General features: G+C 53.2%; 17 protein-coding genes and 1 tRNA gene. 8 read left to right on the top strand and 10 right to left on the bottom strand.

Annotated features, from left to right (window positions below; all coding sequences use genetic code 11):
• Positions 1-128 precede the first annotated feature (128 nt).
• Positions 129-204: transfer RNA gene (locus JFC11_RS18210), tRNA-Asn, on the bottom strand.
• 198 nt (positions 205-402) lie between these two features.
• On the opposite strand from JFC11_RS18210, the gene miaB reads away from it, so the two are divergent.
• The 5 genes from miaB (at position 403) to lnt (ending at position 6111) form a co-directional block, all read left to right on the top strand.
• Positions 403-1746, top strand: coding sequence for a tRNA (N6-isopentenyl adenosine(37)-C2)-methylthiotransferase MiaB (miaB, locus tag JFC11_RS18205; RefSeq protein ID WP_038482686.1), 1344 nt, complete (start codon positions 403-405; stop codon positions 1744-1746).
• A gap of 86 nt (positions 1747-1832) precedes the next feature.
• Positions 1833-2912 (top strand): PhoH family protein, encoded by a 1080-nt coding sequence (locus JFC11_RS18200; RefSeq protein WP_095602826.1) that lies wholly within the window; start codon positions 1833-1835, stop codon positions 2910-2912.
• Complete coding sequence (ybeY, locus tag JFC11_RS18195; protein ID WP_038482683.1) at positions 2909-3370, top strand: rRNA maturation RNase YbeY; 462 nt, start codon at positions 2909-2911, stop codon at positions 3368-3370. The genes JFC11_RS18200 and ybeY overlap by 4 nt, the downstream gene beginning before the upstream one ends.
• Before the next feature lie 352 nt (positions 3371-3722).
• A complete protein-coding gene (locus JFC11_RS18190; protein ID WP_038482680.1) occupies positions 3723-4616 on the top strand; it encodes an HlyC/CorC family transporter in 894 nt (297 codons plus the stop codon).
• 37 nt (positions 4617-4653) lie between these two features.
• The gene (lnt, locus tag JFC11_RS18185) at positions 4654-6111 is read left to right on the top strand and encodes an apolipoprotein N-acyltransferase (RefSeq protein ID WP_120385473.1); all 1458 of its coding nucleotides are present in this window, start codon (positions 4654-4656) and stop codon (positions 6109-6111) included.
• A gap of 278 nt (positions 6112-6389) precedes the next feature.
• On the opposite strand, the gene JFC11_RS18180 is transcribed toward lnt, so the two are convergent.
• The 6 genes from JFC11_RS18180 to prmB form a co-directional block, all read right to left on the bottom strand.
• Entirely contained in the window at positions 6390-7754 is a 1365-nt protein-coding gene (locus tag JFC11_RS18180; RefSeq protein WP_038482674.1) for a metal-dependent hydrolase family protein, read from the bottom strand.
• Between the two features lie 255 nt (positions 7755-8009).
• The gene (phaC, locus tag JFC11_RS18175) at positions 8010-9860 is read right to left on the bottom strand and encodes a class I poly(R)-hydroxyalkanoic acid synthase (protein ID WP_120385474.1); all 1851 of its coding nucleotides are present in this window, start codon (positions 9858-9860) and stop codon (positions 8010-8012) included.
• 93 nt (positions 9861-9953) lie between these two features.
• Positions 9954-10364 (bottom strand): phasin family protein, encoded by a 411-nt coding sequence (locus tag JFC11_RS18170; RefSeq protein ID WP_038482660.1) that lies wholly within the window; start codon positions 10362-10364, stop codon positions 9954-9956.
• Positions 10365-10519: 155 nt separating this feature from the next.
• The gene (locus JFC11_RS18165; RefSeq protein ID WP_038482657.1) at positions 10520-10930 is read right to left on the bottom strand and encodes a hypothetical protein; all 411 of its coding nucleotides are present in this window, start codon (positions 10928-10930) and stop codon (positions 10520-10522) included.
• A 60-nt stretch (positions 10931-10990) separates the two neighbouring features.
• Positions 10991-12082 carry a chorismate synthase gene (gene aroC, locus JFC11_RS18160; protein WP_038482654.1) on the bottom strand — a complete coding sequence of 364 codons (1092 nt, stop codon included), beginning with the start codon at positions 12080-12082 and terminating at the stop codon, positions 10991-10993.
• 13 nt (positions 12083-12095) lie between these two features.
• Positions 12096-13055, bottom strand: coding sequence for a 50S ribosomal protein L3 N(5)-glutamine methyltransferase (gene prmB / locus JFC11_RS18155; RefSeq protein WP_038482651.1), 960 nt, complete (start codon positions 13053-13055; stop codon positions 12096-12098).
• A 170-nt stretch (positions 13056-13225) separates the two neighbouring features.
• Here prmB and JFC11_RS18150 point away from each other — a divergent pair, with 170 nt between their 5' ends.
• Entirely contained in the window at positions 13226-13792 is a 567-nt protein-coding gene (locus tag JFC11_RS18150) for a Smr/MutS family protein (RefSeq protein WP_198350210.1), read from the top strand.
• Positions 13793-13801: 9 nt separating this feature from the next.
• Here JFC11_RS18150 and JFC11_RS18145 read toward each other — a convergent pair whose 3' ends face one another.
• A complete protein-coding gene (locus JFC11_RS18145) occupies positions 13802-14842 on the bottom strand; it encodes a patatin-like phospholipase family protein (RefSeq protein WP_038482645.1) in 1041 nt (346 codons plus the stop codon).
• Positions 14843-14876: 34 nt separating this feature from the next.
• Positions 14877-15755, bottom strand: coding sequence for an alpha/beta fold hydrolase (locus JFC11_RS18140; RefSeq protein WP_120385477.1), 879 nt, complete (start codon positions 15753-15755; stop codon positions 14877-14879).
• Between the two features lie 402 nt (positions 15756-16157).
• Between JFC11_RS18140 and JFC11_RS18135 the strand changes: the two genes are divergently transcribed.
• Together JFC11_RS18135 and JFC11_RS18130 are read left to right on the top strand one after the other, a co-directional pair.
• Positions 16158-16646: a LexA family protein gene (locus tag JFC11_RS18135; protein WP_232482974.1), complete on the top strand. Its 489-nt coding sequence runs from the start codon at positions 16158-16160 to the stop codon at positions 16644-16646.
• A complete protein-coding gene (locus tag JFC11_RS18130; protein ID WP_198350209.1) occupies positions 16643-17989 on the top strand; it encodes a Y-family DNA polymerase in 1347 nt (448 codons plus the stop codon). Before JFC11_RS18135 ends, JFC11_RS18130 begins: the two co-directional genes overlap by 4 nt.
• Here the strand turns inward: JFC11_RS18130 and JFC11_RS18125 are convergent.
• Entirely contained in the window at positions 17951-19414 is a 1464-nt protein-coding gene (locus JFC11_RS18125) for a sodium-dependent transporter (RefSeq protein WP_198350208.1), read from the bottom strand. The genes JFC11_RS18130 and JFC11_RS18125 overlap by 39 nt on opposite strands.
• Positions 19415-19479: the final 65 nt, after the last annotated feature.

The following is a 19479-nucleotide window of genomic DNA, read 5'->3' as shown; positions in this document are numbered from 1 at the left end:
CTCGAACCTGCGACCCAATGATTAACAGTCATTTGCTCTACCAACTGAGCTATCGAGGAACATTACATTTTGCTGCTGTGTTTTGAGCGAAGCCACTGAAAGCATTCATATAACTTACTTCAGTATGTTGGCTCCTCGAGCAGGACTCGAACCTGCGACCCAATGATTAACAGTCATTTGCTCTACCAACTGAGCTATCGAGGAACTGCTCAAACACGGTGCGTAGTATACTGATAGAAACGCTCGGGTCAAGTATCGATTATAGGTGAACGGCTAGCCCCGGGTTTCTTGTGTCCGTATAATGACGCCATTCAATGGCTGTACGTTACACTGCCCATTACGATTGCATTCATGTTTTCATTCATCCCTCGTCCCCCGACGACTCATAGATGACAGGTACCGATGGCGAAGAAGCTCTTTATCAAAACGCACGGCTGCCAAATGAACGAGTACGACTCCTCGCGGATGGCAGATCTGCTCGGCGAATCTCACCAGCTGGAATTGACCGATAACGAAAAAGAAGCTGACGTTATCTTGTTGAACACCTGCTCTATTCGCGAAAAAGCGCAGGACAAGGTGTTTCATCAATTGGGTCGCTGGAAAAAGCTAAAAGACGCCAATCCAGACCTCGTGATTGGTGTCGGCGGCTGTGTGGCAAGCCAAGAAGGTGAAGCGCTGCGTAAGCGCGCGCCTTTTGTCGATATGATTTTTGGCCCACAAACGCTTCACCGCGTGCCAAAAATGCTGGACGCGCGCAATAACAATCAGATTGCTGCGGTCGATGTCACTTTTCCAGAAATTGAAAAGTTTGATCACCTGCCGCAGCCAAAATCTGATGGCGCAACCGCTTTTGTTTCTGTCATGGAAGGCTGCTCGAAATACTGCACATTCTGTGTCGTGCCTTATACCCGCGGTGAGGAAGTCTCTCGCCCCTTTGAATCGGTTATTGATGAAGTCATTCACTTAGCCGATCAAGGGGTGCGAGAAATTAACCTGCTTGGCCAGAACGTGAACGCTTATCGCGGTGAAAATGACGAGGGCGACGAGATCGACCTTGCCGAGCTAATCGCCTGCGTCGCTGCAGTAGATGGCATTGATCGCGTGCGCTTTACGACCTCTCACCCGGTGGAATTTACGGATAGCCTAGTAGATGCGTTTGCCGACATCCCGGAACTGGTGAGTCACCTACATTTACCGGTACAGTCAGGTTCTGACCGTATCTTAAGTGCGATGAAGCGCGGCCATACCGCAGAAGAGTACATCGAGAAGATGGAGCGTATTCGCGCCAACCGCCCGGATATTAGCTTCTCTTCTGACTTTATCATCGGCTTCCCTGGCGAAACCGAAGAGGATTTCGAAGCAACGATGGACCTGATTCATCGCATCGGCTTTGATCACTCATTTAGCTTTGTTTACTCGGCACGCCCGGGCACACCAGCCTCCGGCCTGCCGGACGAAACGCCGGAAAGTGTCAAAAAACAGCGTCTCGCCATTTTGCAGGAGCGAATTCTACAGCAGGCAGCGCAGATCAGCCGACGCATGGTGGGCACGACCCAGCGAGTTCTGGTATCCGGTTTCTCACCGCGAGACCCGGGCCAGCTCTCTGGGCGCACCGAAAATAACCGCGTGGTTAACTTCCGGGCAGCCAACCCAACAGAACTGATCGGCTACTTTGTAGACGTGGAGATTACCGAAGCGCTGCCCAACTCGTTGCGCGGCGATCTCGCCTCTCCAGAGCGTTATTAACTGCTCACTTATCCTAGGTAATTGCCCCGGCATCGCCGGGGCAGTAAGCTGAGTCTCACATACATCAACTAATGGGTTTCTTACTCTTGAGCCAGCCATCACCTCAGGCCAATCGCATTATCACCCTAAGCCTTGAACCCAATGATCCGCAGCGCCTTGCTAGCCTCTGCGGCCAACAGGACGAGCATCTAAAGCTGATTGAGAGCCGCCTGGACGTGACGTTGCGCAACCGTGGCAACGTGTTTCAGCTGGCCGGCGCCGCTAACCGGATCAAAGCCGCTGCTAACGTGCTTGAGCACCTTTACCGTGAAACTGCGGCAGAAGAACTAGAAGCAGACACAGTTCACCTCTTCCTTCAGGAATCTGGCTTAGAAGCGCTAGAAGAAGAGGATGATAGCGACATCAACAGCGATGACGTGATTATGCGTACGCCACGCACCATGATTAAGCCTCGCGGCCTTAATCAGCAGCGCTACGTACAAAGCATTCGCGAGCACGATATCAATTTCGGTATTGGGCCTGCCGGTACGGGAAAAACGTACTTGGCGGTTGCCGCGGCGGTAGAAGCACTAAATCAGCAGGAAGTGCGGCGCATTCTGTTAGTTCGCCCAGCGGTAGAAGCAGGCGAAAAGCTTGGCTTTCTACCTGGCGACCTTGCCCAGAAAATCGACCCTTACCTCCGCCCGCTCTACGATGCACTGTACGAGATGATCGGCTTCGAACAGGTCGCTAAGCTCATTGAGCGTCAAGTGATCGAGATTGCCCCGCTGGCCTATATGCGTGGGCGTACGCTGAATAACTCCTACATCATTCTGGACGAAAGCCAAAACACCACGCCGGAACAGATGAAGATGTTCCTGACACGGATTGGTTTTGGCTCAACGGCGGTGATTACCGGCGATATTACCCAGGTAGACCTTCCTCGCGGACAGCGTTCTGGTCTTTCACAGGTGCTGGATGTTCTGAAGGAAACCCCTGGCATCGGCGTGACCCACTTTGCTGCGAAAGACGTTGTGCGTCACCCGTTGGTTCAGCGGATCATCGAAGCCTATGACGAGTTTGAGTCGCAGCAGGAAGTGCAAGAGCGCGCTCGCCGTGAAGCTCGCCAACAGGAGCGCGAAGCCCGCATGCAAGCACTTGAACGCGCAGGAGAGGCACCTCGATGAGTAACATCGTGATTGACCGCCAGGCGGCCATCAATGAGCCGTTGCTTCCCACCCTTGAGCAGCTCACCCACTGGGTGGGCTGTGTCTTCTCACGCCACCCCGATGATGAGCGCTTAGAGCTGACGATTCGCTTTGTGGATGAAGCAGAAAGCCAAGCACTCAATCGAGATTATCGGGGTAACGATAAATCAACCAACGTGCTCTCATTTCCTTTTGAGAACCCTCCCGGCGTTTGTTTACCGTTACTTGGCGACCTGATTATTTGCCATGCCGTCGTTGCCCATGAGGCCCGTGAACAGCAGAAGCCTCTTGAGCATCATTACGCGCACATGGTGGTGCATGGCACGCTGCACTTAATGGGCTATGACCACATTGAAGAGCAGGAAGCGGAAGAGATGGAGCAGTTAGAGCGCGAGCTTCTTGCCACTCTCGATATTCCTGATCCATATCACGAGTAAGCTGTTACCCTGGCCGATAATTACTTTTAGGGTGGTGTATCCCCCGACTCAGTGATAAAACGACAGACAGTTTACCCGTAGCCATCTTCACATAGGGAGCCTCTGATTAATGTGATGAGCGCAGGCCAGACAAGGCAAAAATTAACGAAAAAAGGATCGGACTCGCGTTCGAGTTTACGGGCTGTAAATGAGCATTTTGACCGGGCTCGCGCACGAGGCGATTTTTAACGCAGTATGGCCAAGCGTAGTTAATCAGAGGTTTCATAGCTGTTTTTTAGTAGTGCTTTGACGTACTGTTTGCACACAACTATTTGCAAGTCACTATTTGCACGTAATAGAGAGATTAGACGCAATGAGCGAAGACCGATCGAGCAACTCAAATCAAAAATCCTGGCTCGAGAAACTCTTTGGCGCCCTTTCCGGAGACAATGACGAACCTAGCTCGCGCGATGAGTTAATGACGTTTTTACGCCACACCGCAGGGAAACTGAAGCTAGATCAAGACGCTATTATGATTATTGAAGGCGCTCTTGAGATCAGCGATCAGCAAGTGCGTGAAATATTGATTCCACGTTCTCAAGTGTCGGCAATTACCCTTGATCAAACCAGCGATGGCTACTTGCCATTGATTCAAGAAACAGGGCACTCCCGCTATCCGGTCATTGGCGAGAATCTTGACGATGTAAAAGGCATTTTACTGGTTAAAGATTTGCTCCCCCTGCTCTCTCAAACGCAAGAAAGCCGTGATGCCTTTAAGCTGGAAGACGTGCTGCGCCCGGCAATGTTTATTCCCGAGTCCAAACGCCTAAACAGCTTGCTAAAAGAATTCCGTGATACCCACAATCACATGGCAATCGTGGTAGATGAGTACGGCGGCACGGCTGGTATTATTACTATCGAAGATATTCTGGAGCAGATCGTCGGGGATATCGAAGATGAGCATGATACCGATGAAGAGGACGATATCCGCACGCTGGACAATGGCCACTTCGCCATTCGTGCTCTCACACCGATTGAAGACTTCAACGAACGCTTTGGCAGCGAATTTTCTGATGACGAATTCGATACCGTGGGCGGCCTTGTGATGCAACAATTTGGCCACTTACCAGGCCGTGGCGAACATACTAGCCTGGGCGGCTGGCGGTTCGTCATTCTTAATGCCGATAATCGGCGCATTCGGTTGCTGGAAGCTTATCGCGATGACGCCAGTGAAAATACTACCGATGGCGACGACAGCGACGGCTAGTCAACCGACCACTTCAACCTGCCGATAGGATATCACCATGGGGTTGACGCCCACCTTTGCACTTCAGCTGCTGGCTGCCCTCGTGGCCGGTGGTTTCACGACGCTTACCGCTTCACCGTTTGAATTATGGTGGCTAGGACCCATCGCCATCGGCCTGCTTTATGTTGGCCTGCATACCTTAAGTCCCGCTCAGGCAGCACTAAAAGGCTGGCTATACGGCGTAGCGCTCTTTGCCAGCGGCACTTCTTGGGTGTATGTATCCATTCACGATTACGGCTATACCGGCGTTCCCCTGGCAGTATTTCTGACCGCTCTGTTTGTGTCTGTATTAGCACTCTTTTTTGCAGGCACGTTTTGGCTTTATCGACGTTTTTGCAGCCCGCGCTGGGCACTGGCTAGCTTTGCAGGGGCATGGGTACTGGGGGAAGTATTACGCACTTATCTGTTTACCGGCTTTCCGTGGCTACTGGTTGGCTCTAGCTATGTGGATTCACCGCTGGCCAACTGGGCACCAGTAGGCGGCGTTTACTTGCTTTCCTTACTGGTAGTGCTCACAGGCACCTTAGGCGCTGAACTGCTGCGACGCCAATGGTGGGCAGCGCTGCCATTAGCCGCTATTTGGCTCGTTCCGGTGGCACTCCCCTCACTCTGGACGACACCAGCAAGCGAGCCCACGCGCGTTGCGCTACTTCAGGGCAATCTGCCCCAGCTATTAAAGTGGACCCCCGAAGGGCAGCGCGTAGCAGCAAATACCTATAGCGATTTAACCCGCCGTGTCGCGGATGATGCCGATCTCATTCTGTGGCCAGAAACCGCCCTGCCAATGATCGATAACCAAGCTCGCCCGGTGTTAGAGCGCGTACAAGCCAACTTACCGCCAAGCACCGCGCTATTAACCGGCATTGTCCAACTCGACGAGGACAACCGTTATTTCAATAGTGTGATTGGCGTTGGCAACGTAGAGGGCAGCTACCAAAAAGAGCATCTCGTGCCGTTTGGCGAATACCTGCCGCTTGAAAGCGTGTTACGGGGTGCTATCGACTTCTTTGACCTACCGATGTCGAGTTTTTCTAAAGGCGCCTCCGAACAAACGCCCATGCAGGCCGCCGGCGTGACGATTGGCAACGCTATTTGTTATGAGATTATCTACCCACAGCTGGTGGCACGCCGTGCAGCAGACAGCGACGTGATTGTGACGGTATCTAATGACACTTGGTTTGGCGCTTCCATTGGCCCCCACCAACACTTGCAAATGGCCCGCCTGCGCGCGCTAGAGAATGGTCGTTATGTCGTGCGCGCTACCAGCAACGGCATTACCGCGATTATTAATCCTCGTGGCGAGCTGGTAGATAGCGCAGCGCAATTTGAAACCACCTACCTTATTGGCGAATTTTACGCCATGGAAGGGGCAACACCGTTTACCCGCACGGGTAGTTGGCCTGCATGGCTATTCGCTGGCCTGCTACTGTTACCGGGCTTGATACGCAAGCGTTAAAACCAAGAAGGCCGTTTCCAGCGGGCAGGGGCGGCGTAGCCGCCCTTGCGAAGCCATGCAAATCAGTTGAATCATCGTCGAAGTGTCTAACCAAAGCTAAAGCTCCCTCCGACAACATCCGAGCAGCCAAGTGCTTATGCATACGTTGCAAGAATGTAGATACTATCGAACCAGTGGTTACCGATGATAAGTGCCCGCTTAATTTTATTCAGGCACTTATCACTAAGTAATAAAATATCGCTTTGAAAGAAAATTTTTAAAAATTATATTCAGCGTTTTTATAGCTGCTCTTTATAAATTCGCCCACCTTTCATAATCATTCGAAGATTGCTCTCTGGATCGTTTAGAAAATCTAGATCGCGACTTGGATCGCCATCTACGACTAGGAGATCAGCTAGTGCACCTGGTTCAATGCGTCCAAGTACACCAGGATAAGGATTACGAGGACCTGAAAGTGACAACAAATCACCGTTATGCCCTGTTGCCATTGCCAACACTGTTAGCGGATCATAAAAGCGCGTTAACTTTGCCAAATGCCGAAGTTGATTCGGGGTGTTTTTAGGGCTAAAGAGAATGTCTGTACCCCAGGCAGTTTTCACATTAAACCGCTGCGCCATTTCATAAGCGCGAACGGTACCTTCAGCCACTTGGCGCTGAGACTCTCGGCGCGCGGCATCAGGATACACGTTGGCATCTTCATCTTGCAGGAAAGGCTGAAGGCTCCACCACGCCCCCTCTCCAGCCATCATTCTTACCGATTCTTCATCTGCTAATTGGCCATGCTCAATCGACTTAACACCAGCCCGCAGAGCGCGCTGGATACCACGTGATGTATACACATGCACCATCACATAGGTGCCCCAATCATCGGCAGCCTCAACCGCTGCGCGTAGCTCTCGTTCCGTAAATTGAGTACTGTCTAAAGGGTCATAGAGTGACGCTACTCCACCGCCAGCCATCAACTTGATCTGAGACGCCCCTAGCATCAGCTGCTCACGCGTGCGCCTGAGCACCTCAGCCTCACCATCCGCAATTACTGCAACTCCCTGACGTTCTGCTTCACTTAGCGGTGTTGTGCTTCCACGAGGTATATCATGGCGCATTCTAAAATCACCATGTCCCGACGTCTGGGAGATCATCGCCCCTGCAGGAAATACCCTAGGGCCATTCACAATACCTTCATCAATAGCACGCTTTAGCGCAAACGCCGGTCCCCCAACATCCCTCACCGAAGTAACGCCGCGCATCAGGGTTCGCTCTGCTTCTCTTGCTGCCACCAAGTGCACATAGCCAATATCAGCGGTCATGGCTTCCATTTGGGAGATGGCCGCTAAAGTGGTGTGCCAATGGGCATCAATCAAGCCTGGCATCAATACACGACCGCCACAATCAATGACATCAATACCTTCCACTTCACCACTGCCGTCTAGAATCGCATCAATACGGCCGTCCACCACCCTGATTGATACGCCATCACGCAGCGGGCCACCGCTTCCATCAAACAGCTTTAAATTGGTTAATAGTAGCGGCCCATCGTGGGATTTTGGCTGCTGCCCAACAGCAAAAGGTACATGCAATCCTGCGAAAAGCGCCATCACCGCAGCCGTTCCCCCAATCATTTGGCGCCGGGTTATTTCTGCCATCACACGTTCATGGAAACGCTGCAGCAATGGTGAACCACAACAGCAAGCTCCATGGCTGTGTTGAGTGTGGGTCTCAGGAAAAGCCGGCGACAATGAAAAGCGTGCAGTTGGCTGCATGAGTAGCGTCTCGGTTAGTAATTTTAGCGTCAAACTGCGCGGCTTAGTCCAAGTTTAGCCGCGCCACTATTGGAGAAATAGACTAATTAACAGCCTGTTTAACCATCCCAGCATGACTCGCTGATCATTAGATGGTTATTACGATGCGGGAAGCTCACCTAACACTTCAGGTATCGTCATTTTTACATAGCGCCCAGGAGCGCTTTCAATGACGTTTAGCTCACCTTCTCCAGGCTGACGCGCGGGCACCATTTTTTCCGGATCAGGATCTGCATAGCCATTCTCTGTTACCCAGGCCTGCCAATGCGGCCACCAGGAGCCTTCATTAAAGGTCGAGCCTTCTTGCCACGCATCATGGGTTTCGGGCAGCGCATCGTTGGTCCAATAGCCGTATTTATTCTTATGAGGAGGGTTCACAATACCAGCGATATGGCCAGAACCACCCAACACAAACGTCACCGGCCCTTTGGGCAACAGCGCGCCATAATACGTACTGTTCCACTTAGCGATGTGATCTTCTTTCGTCGATACGAAATAGCAGGGGGCCGATATTTTACGAAGGTCAATCTTCACCTCGTCTAACTCAATGCCACCCGGCTCGACCAAGCGATTTTCCAAGTACATATGGCGCAGATACCAGGCATGCGTACCTGCTGGCAGGTTTGTACCATCGGTATTCCAATACAGTAGGTCAAACGCTGCGGGAACTTCGCCCTTCAGGTAATTATTGATGTAGAACGACCAGAAGAGATCATTCTCACGCAATAAATTAAAGGTGTAGGCCATTGAGCGGCCATCTAAATAGCCTTTCATTTCTAGCGTGTTTTCAATTCCCTCAACCACCCGTTCGTTAAGGAATACGCCAATATCACCAGGATCGCGGAAATCTTGCAGCGTCGCCATATAGGTAACAGACTTCACTTTTCGACCACGCCGCGTGCTTGTTAGATAAGCGACTGTAGAGGCGGTTAGTGTGCCACCCACACAGTAACTCAACAGGTTGACTGACTTCTCGCCACACGCCTGCTCAATAGCCTCCATCGCACTAATGGGGCCCATTTGCATGTAATCAGCCCACGTGATGTCACGCTGCTCTGGTCCAGGGTTACGCCAGGAGATTAAGAATACGGTATGTCCTTGATCCACCATCCACTTGACTAGCGAATTGTCTTCCCGCAGGTCGAGAATGTAGTACTTATTGATCCATGGGGGCACGATCAACAGTGGCGTTTTAAAGGTTTTTTCAGTGGTAGGGGTGTATTGGATCAGCTGAATTAGCTCATTTTCATACACCACGGCACCCGGGGTAACCGCAATGTTATCGCCAACACCAAAGGCACTTCGATCAGTCATGCGTACATTGATACCTTCGGCAGAGTTCGCCAAGTCTTCCCGCAGACGCGTCAAACCATCCACCAAGTTCTGCCCGCGAGTTTCCAACGTACAGCGCATCACTTCCGGGTTAGTCGCTACGAAGTTAGTCGGCGACATGGCGTTTACCAACTGCCGAGCATAAAACGCCAGATTGCGCTTTTGCGTCGGGTCTAGGCCATCCAGGTCTTCTATGAGTTCTTCTACCATCTGCGAAAACAGCAGATACTGCTGCATAATCGCCAAGTAGTAAGGCTCTTGCGTCCAGGCTTCGTCTTTAAAGCGGCGATCGCCTTTAGCAGGCGTTATCAATGGCGTCACCTGCTCACCAGACATAGTGCGCACACCCTGTTGCCAAAGCAGCCACTGATCTTGCATAAGGCGCGATTGGGTTTGCCACAACAGGTTAGGGTTACTCATGAGCGATTGCGCGGCGGCTTCAAAGCTTTCGCGCATATCACTGTAGACGGAGTCAGCAGCTTCGCTGGGTGCTATCCGTGACAGTAAATCCTCAAGCAGTCCTTTGTACTGTTCACCAACATCGCTTAGCTGCACTTTCCATGCTTCAAGCTCTTCTTGAGAAACACCTTGAGACGGCATTTTCCACCCTGACAGCATACTCACTCTCCCCTCACCTGCTTGGCATTCTCTGCCCAGGCACATCATCCAAAAGAACGCGGCGCCTTGAAGGCGCCGCGAACATAGTTGCGTTTAGCTTTTACGTGAAGACTGGCTAGTCGCTTTCGCAGGCTGTTCACTTTTCGTGGCAGAGGTGGCTTGCTCGCTCATTTTCTGCCCAGCTTCACTGAACAGCTTTTCCATTTCGGATTTGAACTGCAAGCTCATCTCACCCATGACACGGGCATCTTCCTGCATTTGCTGAGAAAGCTCGTTCATCATTTCGGCTTGTTTGGTGCCAAAATCACGCAGGCTTTCTGCATCATCAATTTCCGTCGCGCTACGAATGCGCTCGGTACCCATTTGGCTGTAGCGTTTCATTGCTTCCAACTGATACTGGGTCATTTTTTCCATGTTGTTGAGCATCAGCGAGTTCATCTTACGCATTGGCTCAAACATTTGGCGGGTTTGGGTACTAAAGGCGTCCATCATTTTATCTTGCATAGTGTCTGCTCCTGTCTCTCGTTCCTTGGCATGAGCCTGGAGTGGCTCATCACATGGCAAAATTGCTGCACTGCAAAAAGAGTAAACGCTGCAATGCTGCTTTGCAACATTCCTAGCAGCACGCTCAACAACGCTACACATTTCACATGACAGTTCTACCCTTTAGCGCGAGAACGCGAAGAAGCCGTCGCTTTCGCTTTAGAGCTTCTCGCACTTGATGCGCTTTTACCTGACGCTGCTGACTTAGCAGCCTCTTGAGACTCGCCTTGATCTGTGCCGTCATCCTGTTCGGCACCGCTGCCGGAGGAGCCCGCTTTACGCAACATGTCCAACATCATCTGTTGATATGTGCCAAAGTTAGCTAACCCTTGGGAGAGACCTTGTTGCATCATCGGCTGCTGCAGGAAAGGACGCATTAGACTCATAGGGTCATAGCCATCCACCCCTGACTCCATTTGCCGCTGAATATTTTCCAGCAGGCTTTGCTGAAACGCCTCAACATCCGGCAGCCCTAGTGATTGGCGAAACTCATCCGGTGTCAGGTCAAATTCAACGTTGATCTTCATAGGCGACTCCTTAACCATCTTCCTAGAGTGTAGCAGCGTTACGCCAAGCGCACCGTGCTGTTATTGTTGTTCTAAACGTGGCGTGTCAACGCTAACATCTCCATTTTGTCCACGATGACGTAGCCAATGGTCTAGCAGCGTTATTGCCATCATCGCCTCGGCGATAGGCGTCGCGCGAATACCGACACAGGGATCGTGGCGGCCTTTCGTTATTACCTCAACTGGCTGACCATGTATATCAATTGATCGCCCAGGCGTGGTAATACTTGACGTTGGCTTCAACGCTAATCGCGCGACGATCGGTTGGCCACTGGAGATTCCGCCCAACACCCCGCCCGCGTGATTAGATAGAAACCCTTCAGGCGTCATCTCGTCGCGGTGCTCGCTGCCACGCTGAGCAATGCAACCAAATCCGGCCCCTATTTCTATCCCTTTTACCGCATTGATGCTCATCAAACCATGCGCCAGATCAGCATCTAAACGGTCGAAGACTGGCTCGCCTAACCCGACCGGCACACCGTCGGCAATCACGGTAATTTCAGCGCCTACGGAATCCTGATCCCGACGCAGCTGATCCATATAGGCTTCAAGTTCGGCCACTTTGTCCGGGTCAGGGCAGAAAAAGGCATTTTCGCCTACCGCGTCCCAGGTTTTGAATTCGATTTTAATGGGCCCCAACTGGCTCATATAACCGCGAATCTGAATCCCTTGCGCGGCCAGTACCTGCTTGGCAATAGCGCCAGCAGCAACACGCATGGCTGTTTCTCGCGCGCTAGAACGACCGCCGCCCCGGTAATCGCGATGGCCATACTTATGATGGTAAGTGTAGTCAGCGTGGGCAGGACGGAATTGATCTTTGATTTTAGAGTAGTCTTTGGAGCGCTGGTCGGTGTTCTCGATCAATAAACCAATCGACGTCCCCGTGGTTTTGCCTTCAAACACGCCTGAAAGAATCCGCACCTGATCCGGCTCTTTGCGCTGTGTGGTGTGTCGAGAGCTACCTGGACGGCGGCGATCTAGATCAAGCTGCAAGTCTGCTTCACTGATCGGTATGCCCGGCGGACAGCCGTCAACAATAGCGCCTAAAGCAGGGCCGTGGCTCTCACCAAACGTGGTAACGGTAAATAGCTTGCCAAAGGTATTGCCAGACATGGGCGTTAGTTCCTCACGCAAAAGACGCCGCATGGGCGTCGAGTTCAGCGGCGCTCAAGGCAAACACACCCTGGCCGCCACGCTCGAATTCAAGCCAAATAAAGGGTACTTCAGGGAAGGCAGCCTCCACATGGCGGTCGGAATTACCAACTTCAACAATCAGCCAGCCTCCGTCGGTTAAGTGCTGGCGTGCCTCTCGCAGAATGCGTCGCACGATATCCAACCCGTCGTTACCAGCGCCTAACGCCAGGGCAGGTTCATGGCGGAACTCGGCAGGCATGGTGGCCAGATCACGCGCATCAACATAAGGTGGGTTAGATACGATCAGGTCAAAACGCTGCCCTTCCAGGCCATCAAACACATCGGATTCGACAGCCCGCACGCGATCACCAACGTCGTGACGCGTAATGTTTTGACGAGCAACCGCCAAGGCATCCTGGCTAATATCCGCCAACGCCACCTCGCAGGTAGGCAACACCAATGCAGTGGCAATGCCGATGCAGCCAGAACCGGTACATAAGTCTAATACTCGGGCAGGCGGCTCTTCCGGGAACCATGCAGCAAAGCCGTCTTCAATCAGCTCGGCAATGGGCGAGCGCGGAATTAGCACGCGTTCGTCAACGCTGAACGGGAATCCTGCAAAAAAAGCTTCGCCCAGTAAGTAAGGCAGCGGGCGGCGAGTCGTCACCCGCTCTCGCGCCAAGCGAATGATGCGTTCGCGCTCTATTGGCAGCAAGCGGGCATCCAGCACAGCTGGGTCGACATTCCACGGTAGGTGCAGTGCGCCTAAGCAAAGCGCAACGGCTTCGTCCCAGGGCGATTCCGTGCCATGCCCATAGTGCAGCCCCGCCAGATAAAACTCGCTGGACACCCAGCGTAAGTAATCGCGCAGTGTAAAAAGCTCGCTCACCAATGCCGATTCCGGCAACGAAAGCATTGAGTGGGAGGTCTCATCATTGAGATGCGTGGTCACAGCGACTCCTGGCGTGTAAAAAGTTCATGGAAGGATTGTACCTTTGACGCCGTCTGGTTCACAGCGCGTGGTTCACAGTGAACGGTTCACAGCAACGACAAGCTCGCTATACTGTGCTCTTCTCAATTATGCTTATTTGTTAACACTTCATTTCTCTATTTGAGCCGACCATGACGCGACACCTGCCCAACGATGACGATATCAGTGCCTTTCGCCAAGCGCTGCAGGCAGCAGGCGTGCGCCGTATTGCCAGTAATCAAGCTGATCCCGGCAAGCCTAAGCGCAACGACGAAGCTGCCCAGCAAGCACGTCGACAAGCGGCGGTAGAGAACAACACGCTGCAAACTAGCGGTCGCACGTCCGACGGTCGAGTAGAGGCGGTACGCCCCTCAGAGTATCTGGAATTCAGCGTGCCCGACCTGCCCTGGCGCACCTTAAGTCAGTTAAAACGTGGCCAAACCGCTTGGCAAGCGGGGCTGGATTTACACGGCTATACCCTAGAAGAAGCGAGGATTGAGCTTGAAAGTTTTTTGCGCGACGCCGCTGCACAAGGCATGCGCTGTGTTCTAGTCGTGCATGGTAAGGCCTGGGGCACTACCTCAGACTTTCCGGTGCTTAAAAGCCATACCAATGCGTGGTTAAGAGAGTGGCCCGGCGTCTTGGCGTTCTGTTCCGCCACCGATATCGATGGCGGTACAGGCGCGGTGTATATTCTGCTGCGCAAGCGCGGGCAGTAGGCGGCTATGTCACTCGGTCGCATCCGAAGCAATGCTAGGCATGCGGCGCTCTAACGCTTCATCAGCAAGATGCCGACCCAGCCGAATTAATTCGTTGGCCCGGTGAAACTCGTAAGTGCTGCAAACAGTTTTGGGAATTTCGATCAATACATCCGGCGGATAGCCTGCGATTTTATACTTCGCGAGCGCCGCCTGGGTGATATCAAACGACTCTAAAATCATATCGAGCTTACCCCACTCACGCCGACCACGCAGGTCAACGGTTTCATCAACATCGCTCTCTTCACCATTGCTGCCCCCCAGCCCATCCCACAGGCGGCGCGTGGTAGCACGCACATCATCCATCCAACCGCCAATATTGGCATCGCGGTCGCGCTCTAACGCGGTACGGCTGTCGCTTGTATCTTCGCTGGGTAACAGCTCCTCTAAGGTGACCGGTTGTGGGCTGTGCGCCGTCACGTTAACCGCCACGACAAAATCCGCTTCGTGGGCGGCTAATATCGGCATCATCGGCAGTGGATTCAGCAAGCCGCCATCAACGAGTACCTGGCCACCCACATGTACTGGGGTAATGACACCCGGCACGGCAATAGAGGCACGGATTGCCTGGAGTAAAGGGCCATTTTGAAACCATACCTCACGCTGGCGAATCAGATCCGTCGCGACGGTCGTCACCGGAATAGGCAGGTCTTCGATCAGCATATCGCCGACCAGCTCTTCAAGTTTGCTCATGACTTTATTCGCTCGCATGGCGCCCATCGGACTCCAGGTCACATCGACCAGCTTGAGCACGTCTAAATAATCCAGGTTACACACCCACTCCCGGTATTCAGGCAGCTTTCCAGCGGCATAAATACCAGCAATTAGCGCGCCCATAGAGCAACCCGCAATCGAAATTATCTCGAAGCCGCGTGCTTCCAATGCTTCAATAACACCGATGTGGGCATACCCCCTAGCTCCCCCACTCCCCAATACCAGTGCAACCTTATTACCGCCATTCAAGCAGCTGCTTGCCACAGGTGTTTTAACAACATGCGCTACTTTTTTCATCGTCATCTTCCTAACGTGAGCAATCAGGTACCCGCTACGCTTGCTGACTGATTGTGCTGGCCACGTGATGAACCGCCTGGGGTTCAAGGTGCAGATGATGGCCACCCGCTAGTACATGGCGCGTTAACTGTGGTACTGCTTGGCGCGCTTTTTCTGCCCAGTCCCGCTCGCCTAAAATACCCCGCTCCCCTTCTATCAATAGCACTGGGGCTTGAATCTCCGCCAGTAGTGACAACACTTGCTGGGGCGTAAAGCGCACCAAAGAAGGCTTTAACAAACGGCTATCGGTACGCATTTGCACATGCCCATCGGCAGTGGCCTGGGTGTTGCGCTCGACAAGTGGCGTGGCGGTGATGCTGTCCAGCGGCGTGACACCTCCGGCTACCCGCGCGGCAACTGCACTCTCAACATCGGGATAACGAGGAGGACGGGAAAGCGGCCGCCTATAGGCCACTAGCCCTTTGCGTAGTTGGCTGGCAGTCTCTTCGGCAGGTGTGTTTAGCGCTCCTAAGCCATCTAACAGAATTAGCTTATCTACCCGCTCAGGCAGCGCTGCCGATACTAAACAAGCTACGGCTGCCCCCATCGAGTGAGCAAGTAGCGTCGCCTTTTCGATCTCTAATGATTCCATGGTATCCAGCACGTCGTGGGTATAGTCCCATAGTGCATAGTCGTTTCCTGCAGGCGCATGAGCTGAGTGGCCGTGACCACGGAAGTCAATCGCCACAATGCGAATATCCAGTGCTTTCACCAATAGCGGCGCCAGCCGACTGAAGCTCGCCGCGTTGTCTAGCCAACCATGCAGCGCCACCCAAGTAGGCGCAGTGCTACGCCCCCAGCTAAGCGCCGCCAGCCGACCATTCGCCAGGGAAAGCGGCTGCGCAGCGGTACCGACGTGGGTCGATTCATTCATAAGCAGGATCTCTTAAAAGCCGGATAACCAAGCAATGTCATATACGTCAGATGACGCTCTAGGGCGTAAACGTTACCATGCTAAGCGCAGCGCATCTGCCGCTTTATGCGGATAACGCTTGCGTGCTGCGACTACTGCGAAATGCTCTTAACGATGATGACCAACAGGAAAATGACCATGAAACCACGTCGTGACACCCGTGCTCGCAACCTTGTGTTCTTGATTACCGTGATAAGTGCGTTGGTGGTTGGCCTGTGGCTTGCTCGCTGAGCCAATAGCCCCCAGGCCCCCAGGCCCCCAGGCCCCCAGCGTTGAGCGTCGCTTGCAATTTTCTCCCCATGAATAAATACTGCTTATAAATACTGTATATAAACACACTATTTATTCATGAGGATGCCGACGATGCCGTCCCACCCCGCCGCTTTAAAAACAGCCACGTTTACAACGAGTACATTTCCGACAACGATGGTTGCGACAGCCCTGCCGTTAACCTCTCAGCCGTTGCCATTTCCAACGTTATACGGCCGCGCTGGGTTTAGCGGCTTCCCTTCACCTGCTCAAGATTACGAACCACGTACGCTAGATCTCAATGAGCGACTGATTAAACACCCCAACCACACGTTTTACCTCACCGCCGCAGGCGACAGCATGGAAGGCTGGGGGATATTCGAAGGTGATTTGCTGGTGGTAGATCGCAGCATACCGCCCCGTTTAGGGCATATCCTGGTCGCCATGTTTGAAGAGGAAGTACTGATAAAGCGTTATGCACTCTATCAAGGCACGCCACACCTCTGCTCGGCTCATCCTCACTATCCACCGCTACCGTTAGAAGAGACAAACTGCCAGCTATGGGGTGTGGTACGCGCCGTGGTGCATGAGTATTTGCCATGATTGGCCTTGTTGATGCCAACAACTTCTACGTGTCATGCGAGCGGGTGTTTAATCCTGCGCTTGAAGGCAAGCCCGTTGGCGTGATGTCGAATAACGATGGCTGTGTGATCGCCCGTTCGGCCGAAATGAAAGCATTGGAAATCCCCATGGGCACTCCCGCTTTCCAACTGGAAGGTTTGCGCCGACGGGGAGAGATTCACTTATTGTCATCTAACTACGAGCTGTATGGTGACATGTCCGCACGACTCGCCCAGCTACTGCGGGATGCCTGTCCAGACGTCGCGCCTTACTCTATTGATGAAATGTTTATCTACCTGGATGGCTTCAGCGACACTCAATGCCAAACACTCGGGGAAGTTGTGCGCCGCCGTGTTCGCCGCTATTTAGGGCTACCTGTATGCGTAGGGCTGGCACCTACCCATACGCTAGCCAAGCTCGCTAATCACGTTGCCAAACAGCAGTCTCACTACCAAGGCGTCTGCCTACTCACTGCCAACAGCCCGACCACTACGGCGCTGCTTAAACAGCTGCCGGTGAATGACGTATGGGGCGTCGGCAGACGCCTAGCAGAACGGCTTGCGGTGAGTGGTATTCGCACGGCGTGGCAGTTGCGGGAGTGCGATCCAAAGCAACTTCGCAAACGATTTTCAGTGGTGCTTGCGCGTACAGCGCTAGAGCTACGTGGCACCTCATGCTTGGAAATGAACGCATTAGAAGAGCCGCGTCAGCGTATTATGACGTCACGCTCTTTTGGCCAAGCAACCGGCGTAAAAGCGGAATTGCACGCTGCGCTGCGCCGCCATGCTCAGCGCAGTGCCGAAAAATTGCGCCAGCAGAAAAGCCTTACTCGCGCCGTATTGCTATTTCTAAACACCAACCGCCATCGTAAAGACCAGCCTCAGCATTCACCTAGCGCGATGATTCCCCTAGCCTCGCCAAGTGACGATACCCGCATCATTTTAGAAGCCGCCCGCGAAGGGTTGGAACAGATGTATCGGCCGGGTTTTCAGTTTATGAAGGCCGGTGTCATGCTATTGGACTTAGTCGATGCACAGCAGTATCAGCTTTCGCTGTTGCAGCCTTCACATAAAGCGCACCCGCACTTGATGAACGCCGTTGACGCTATTAATCAGCGCATGGGGCAAGGCACGATTCGCTTTGGAATGACAGAGGCGGAAGCACCGTGGCAGTTGCGCTGTGCGCACCGCTCTAACCGTTACACCACCTGCTGGGACGAACCCATGGAGGCAGGCACTCACCCTGGCGCCATTGCAGCTGCCAGGGTGAAGCGTGAACAACAGCGGCTAGCGCGAGCTCAGCGCTTGGCGCAGCCGAGGGCTTAGGATCTCCCCCACTGCAACCATGACCACCAAAACCGCTAGCAGCCACGGCCAATGCACCGCGAACGAAACTTGGTAAAGCCCCAAGGCATCAGCAAAGATAACCAAAATACCCAACGGACTAACGTAACGCACCATGGTCATCCATAGCGCATAAGGCAACGGTGCAAGGCCTAATTCATCGCGGAATGTCTCACTTTTCAGCACAAACCCCGCCAACACGACCGTACCCAATCCACCCAGCGGCATCATCCAGCGCGAGGTCAAATAATCCAGCCAGTCAAAGAAGTTTTTACCCGCCAGGGTCCAGTCAGCGCCCAGGTTAAACGACAGCATCGCCAGCGTGCTGATCAGCCATAGCACGATGCCCGTCGCCCAAGAGGCAGACTTACGGGTCATGCCTTTGTTATCGCATAACCACGACACCGTGGCTTCCACCATCGAAATAGACGAGGTCAGCGCTGCCATCGAGAGCATCAAGAAAAACAGAATGCCAAATAGCGTGCCCATTGGCATCGCCTGGAAGGCCAGCGGCAAGCTCATAAAGATAAGCCCCGGCCCTTCACCAGGATTCATACCGTTAGCAAAAATGACCGGGAAGATCGCCAACCCCGCCATTAACGCAACCACGGTATCGGCAATGGCCACGCTTACCGTGGTACGCCCAATTGACGCACCTTTGGGCAAGTAGCTACCGTAGGTGAGAATTGCACCGGATGCCAACGACAACGTGAAAAAGGCGTGGCCCAACGCCGCCAGCATGCCTTCACTAGAGAGGCTTCCCGCGTTAAACGAGAACAAGAAGCTCACAGCCTCACCAAACCCACCAGAAAACACCCCGAAAATAATCAGTAGAATGAGCATGAGCACCAGCCCGGGCATCATCCAACTGACATTTTTCTCAATACCTTCCTGAACGCCTTTGCCCACAATCACCATGGTCAGCACTGCCACCAGGGTGCTCCAACCGCCCAGAATGAACGGGTTGGCATTATTGGCCCCAAAGACCGCCGCCATATCATCAACGCTACTGCCCGCGAGGCCGCCGGTGAGCATTTTCCATAAATAGGAGAACGACCAGCCAGCTACCACGACATAAAACGACAGAATCATAAAGCCGCAGAGCATGGCCATCCAACCAATCAACGACCAGGCAGAGGAGCGGCCAGACTCATTGACGACGCGCCGTATCGCATCAATCGGGCTGCCGCGCCCACGGCGACCAAAGGCAATCTCGGTCATCATCACCGGTACGCCGACGGCTAAAATGCACGCCAGATACACCAGCACAAAGGCTCCACCACCATACTCCCCGGTGATGTAGGGAAATTTCCAAATATTGCCCAGCCCCACCGCCGAACCGGTGGCTGCCAGCATAAAGCCCCAGCGGCCCAGCCACTGAGTGCGAGGTTGCCCAGAAGACGCCATGACCTTCCACCTTGTCAGAAAAAAGCGCCTATCCTAGAGGATTTTATAACCAAAGCCCAAAACTC

Source organism: Vreelandella alkaliphila (genome assembly GCF_016107625.1).
In the GTDB taxonomy this organism is placed as follows: Bacteria; Pseudomonadota; Gammaproteobacteria; order Pseudomonadales; family Halomonadaceae; genus Vreelandella; species Vreelandella alkaliphila.
The sequence above is the reverse complement of the archived record's forward strand: the minus strand, read 5'-3'. Positions and strand labels throughout refer to the sequence as shown.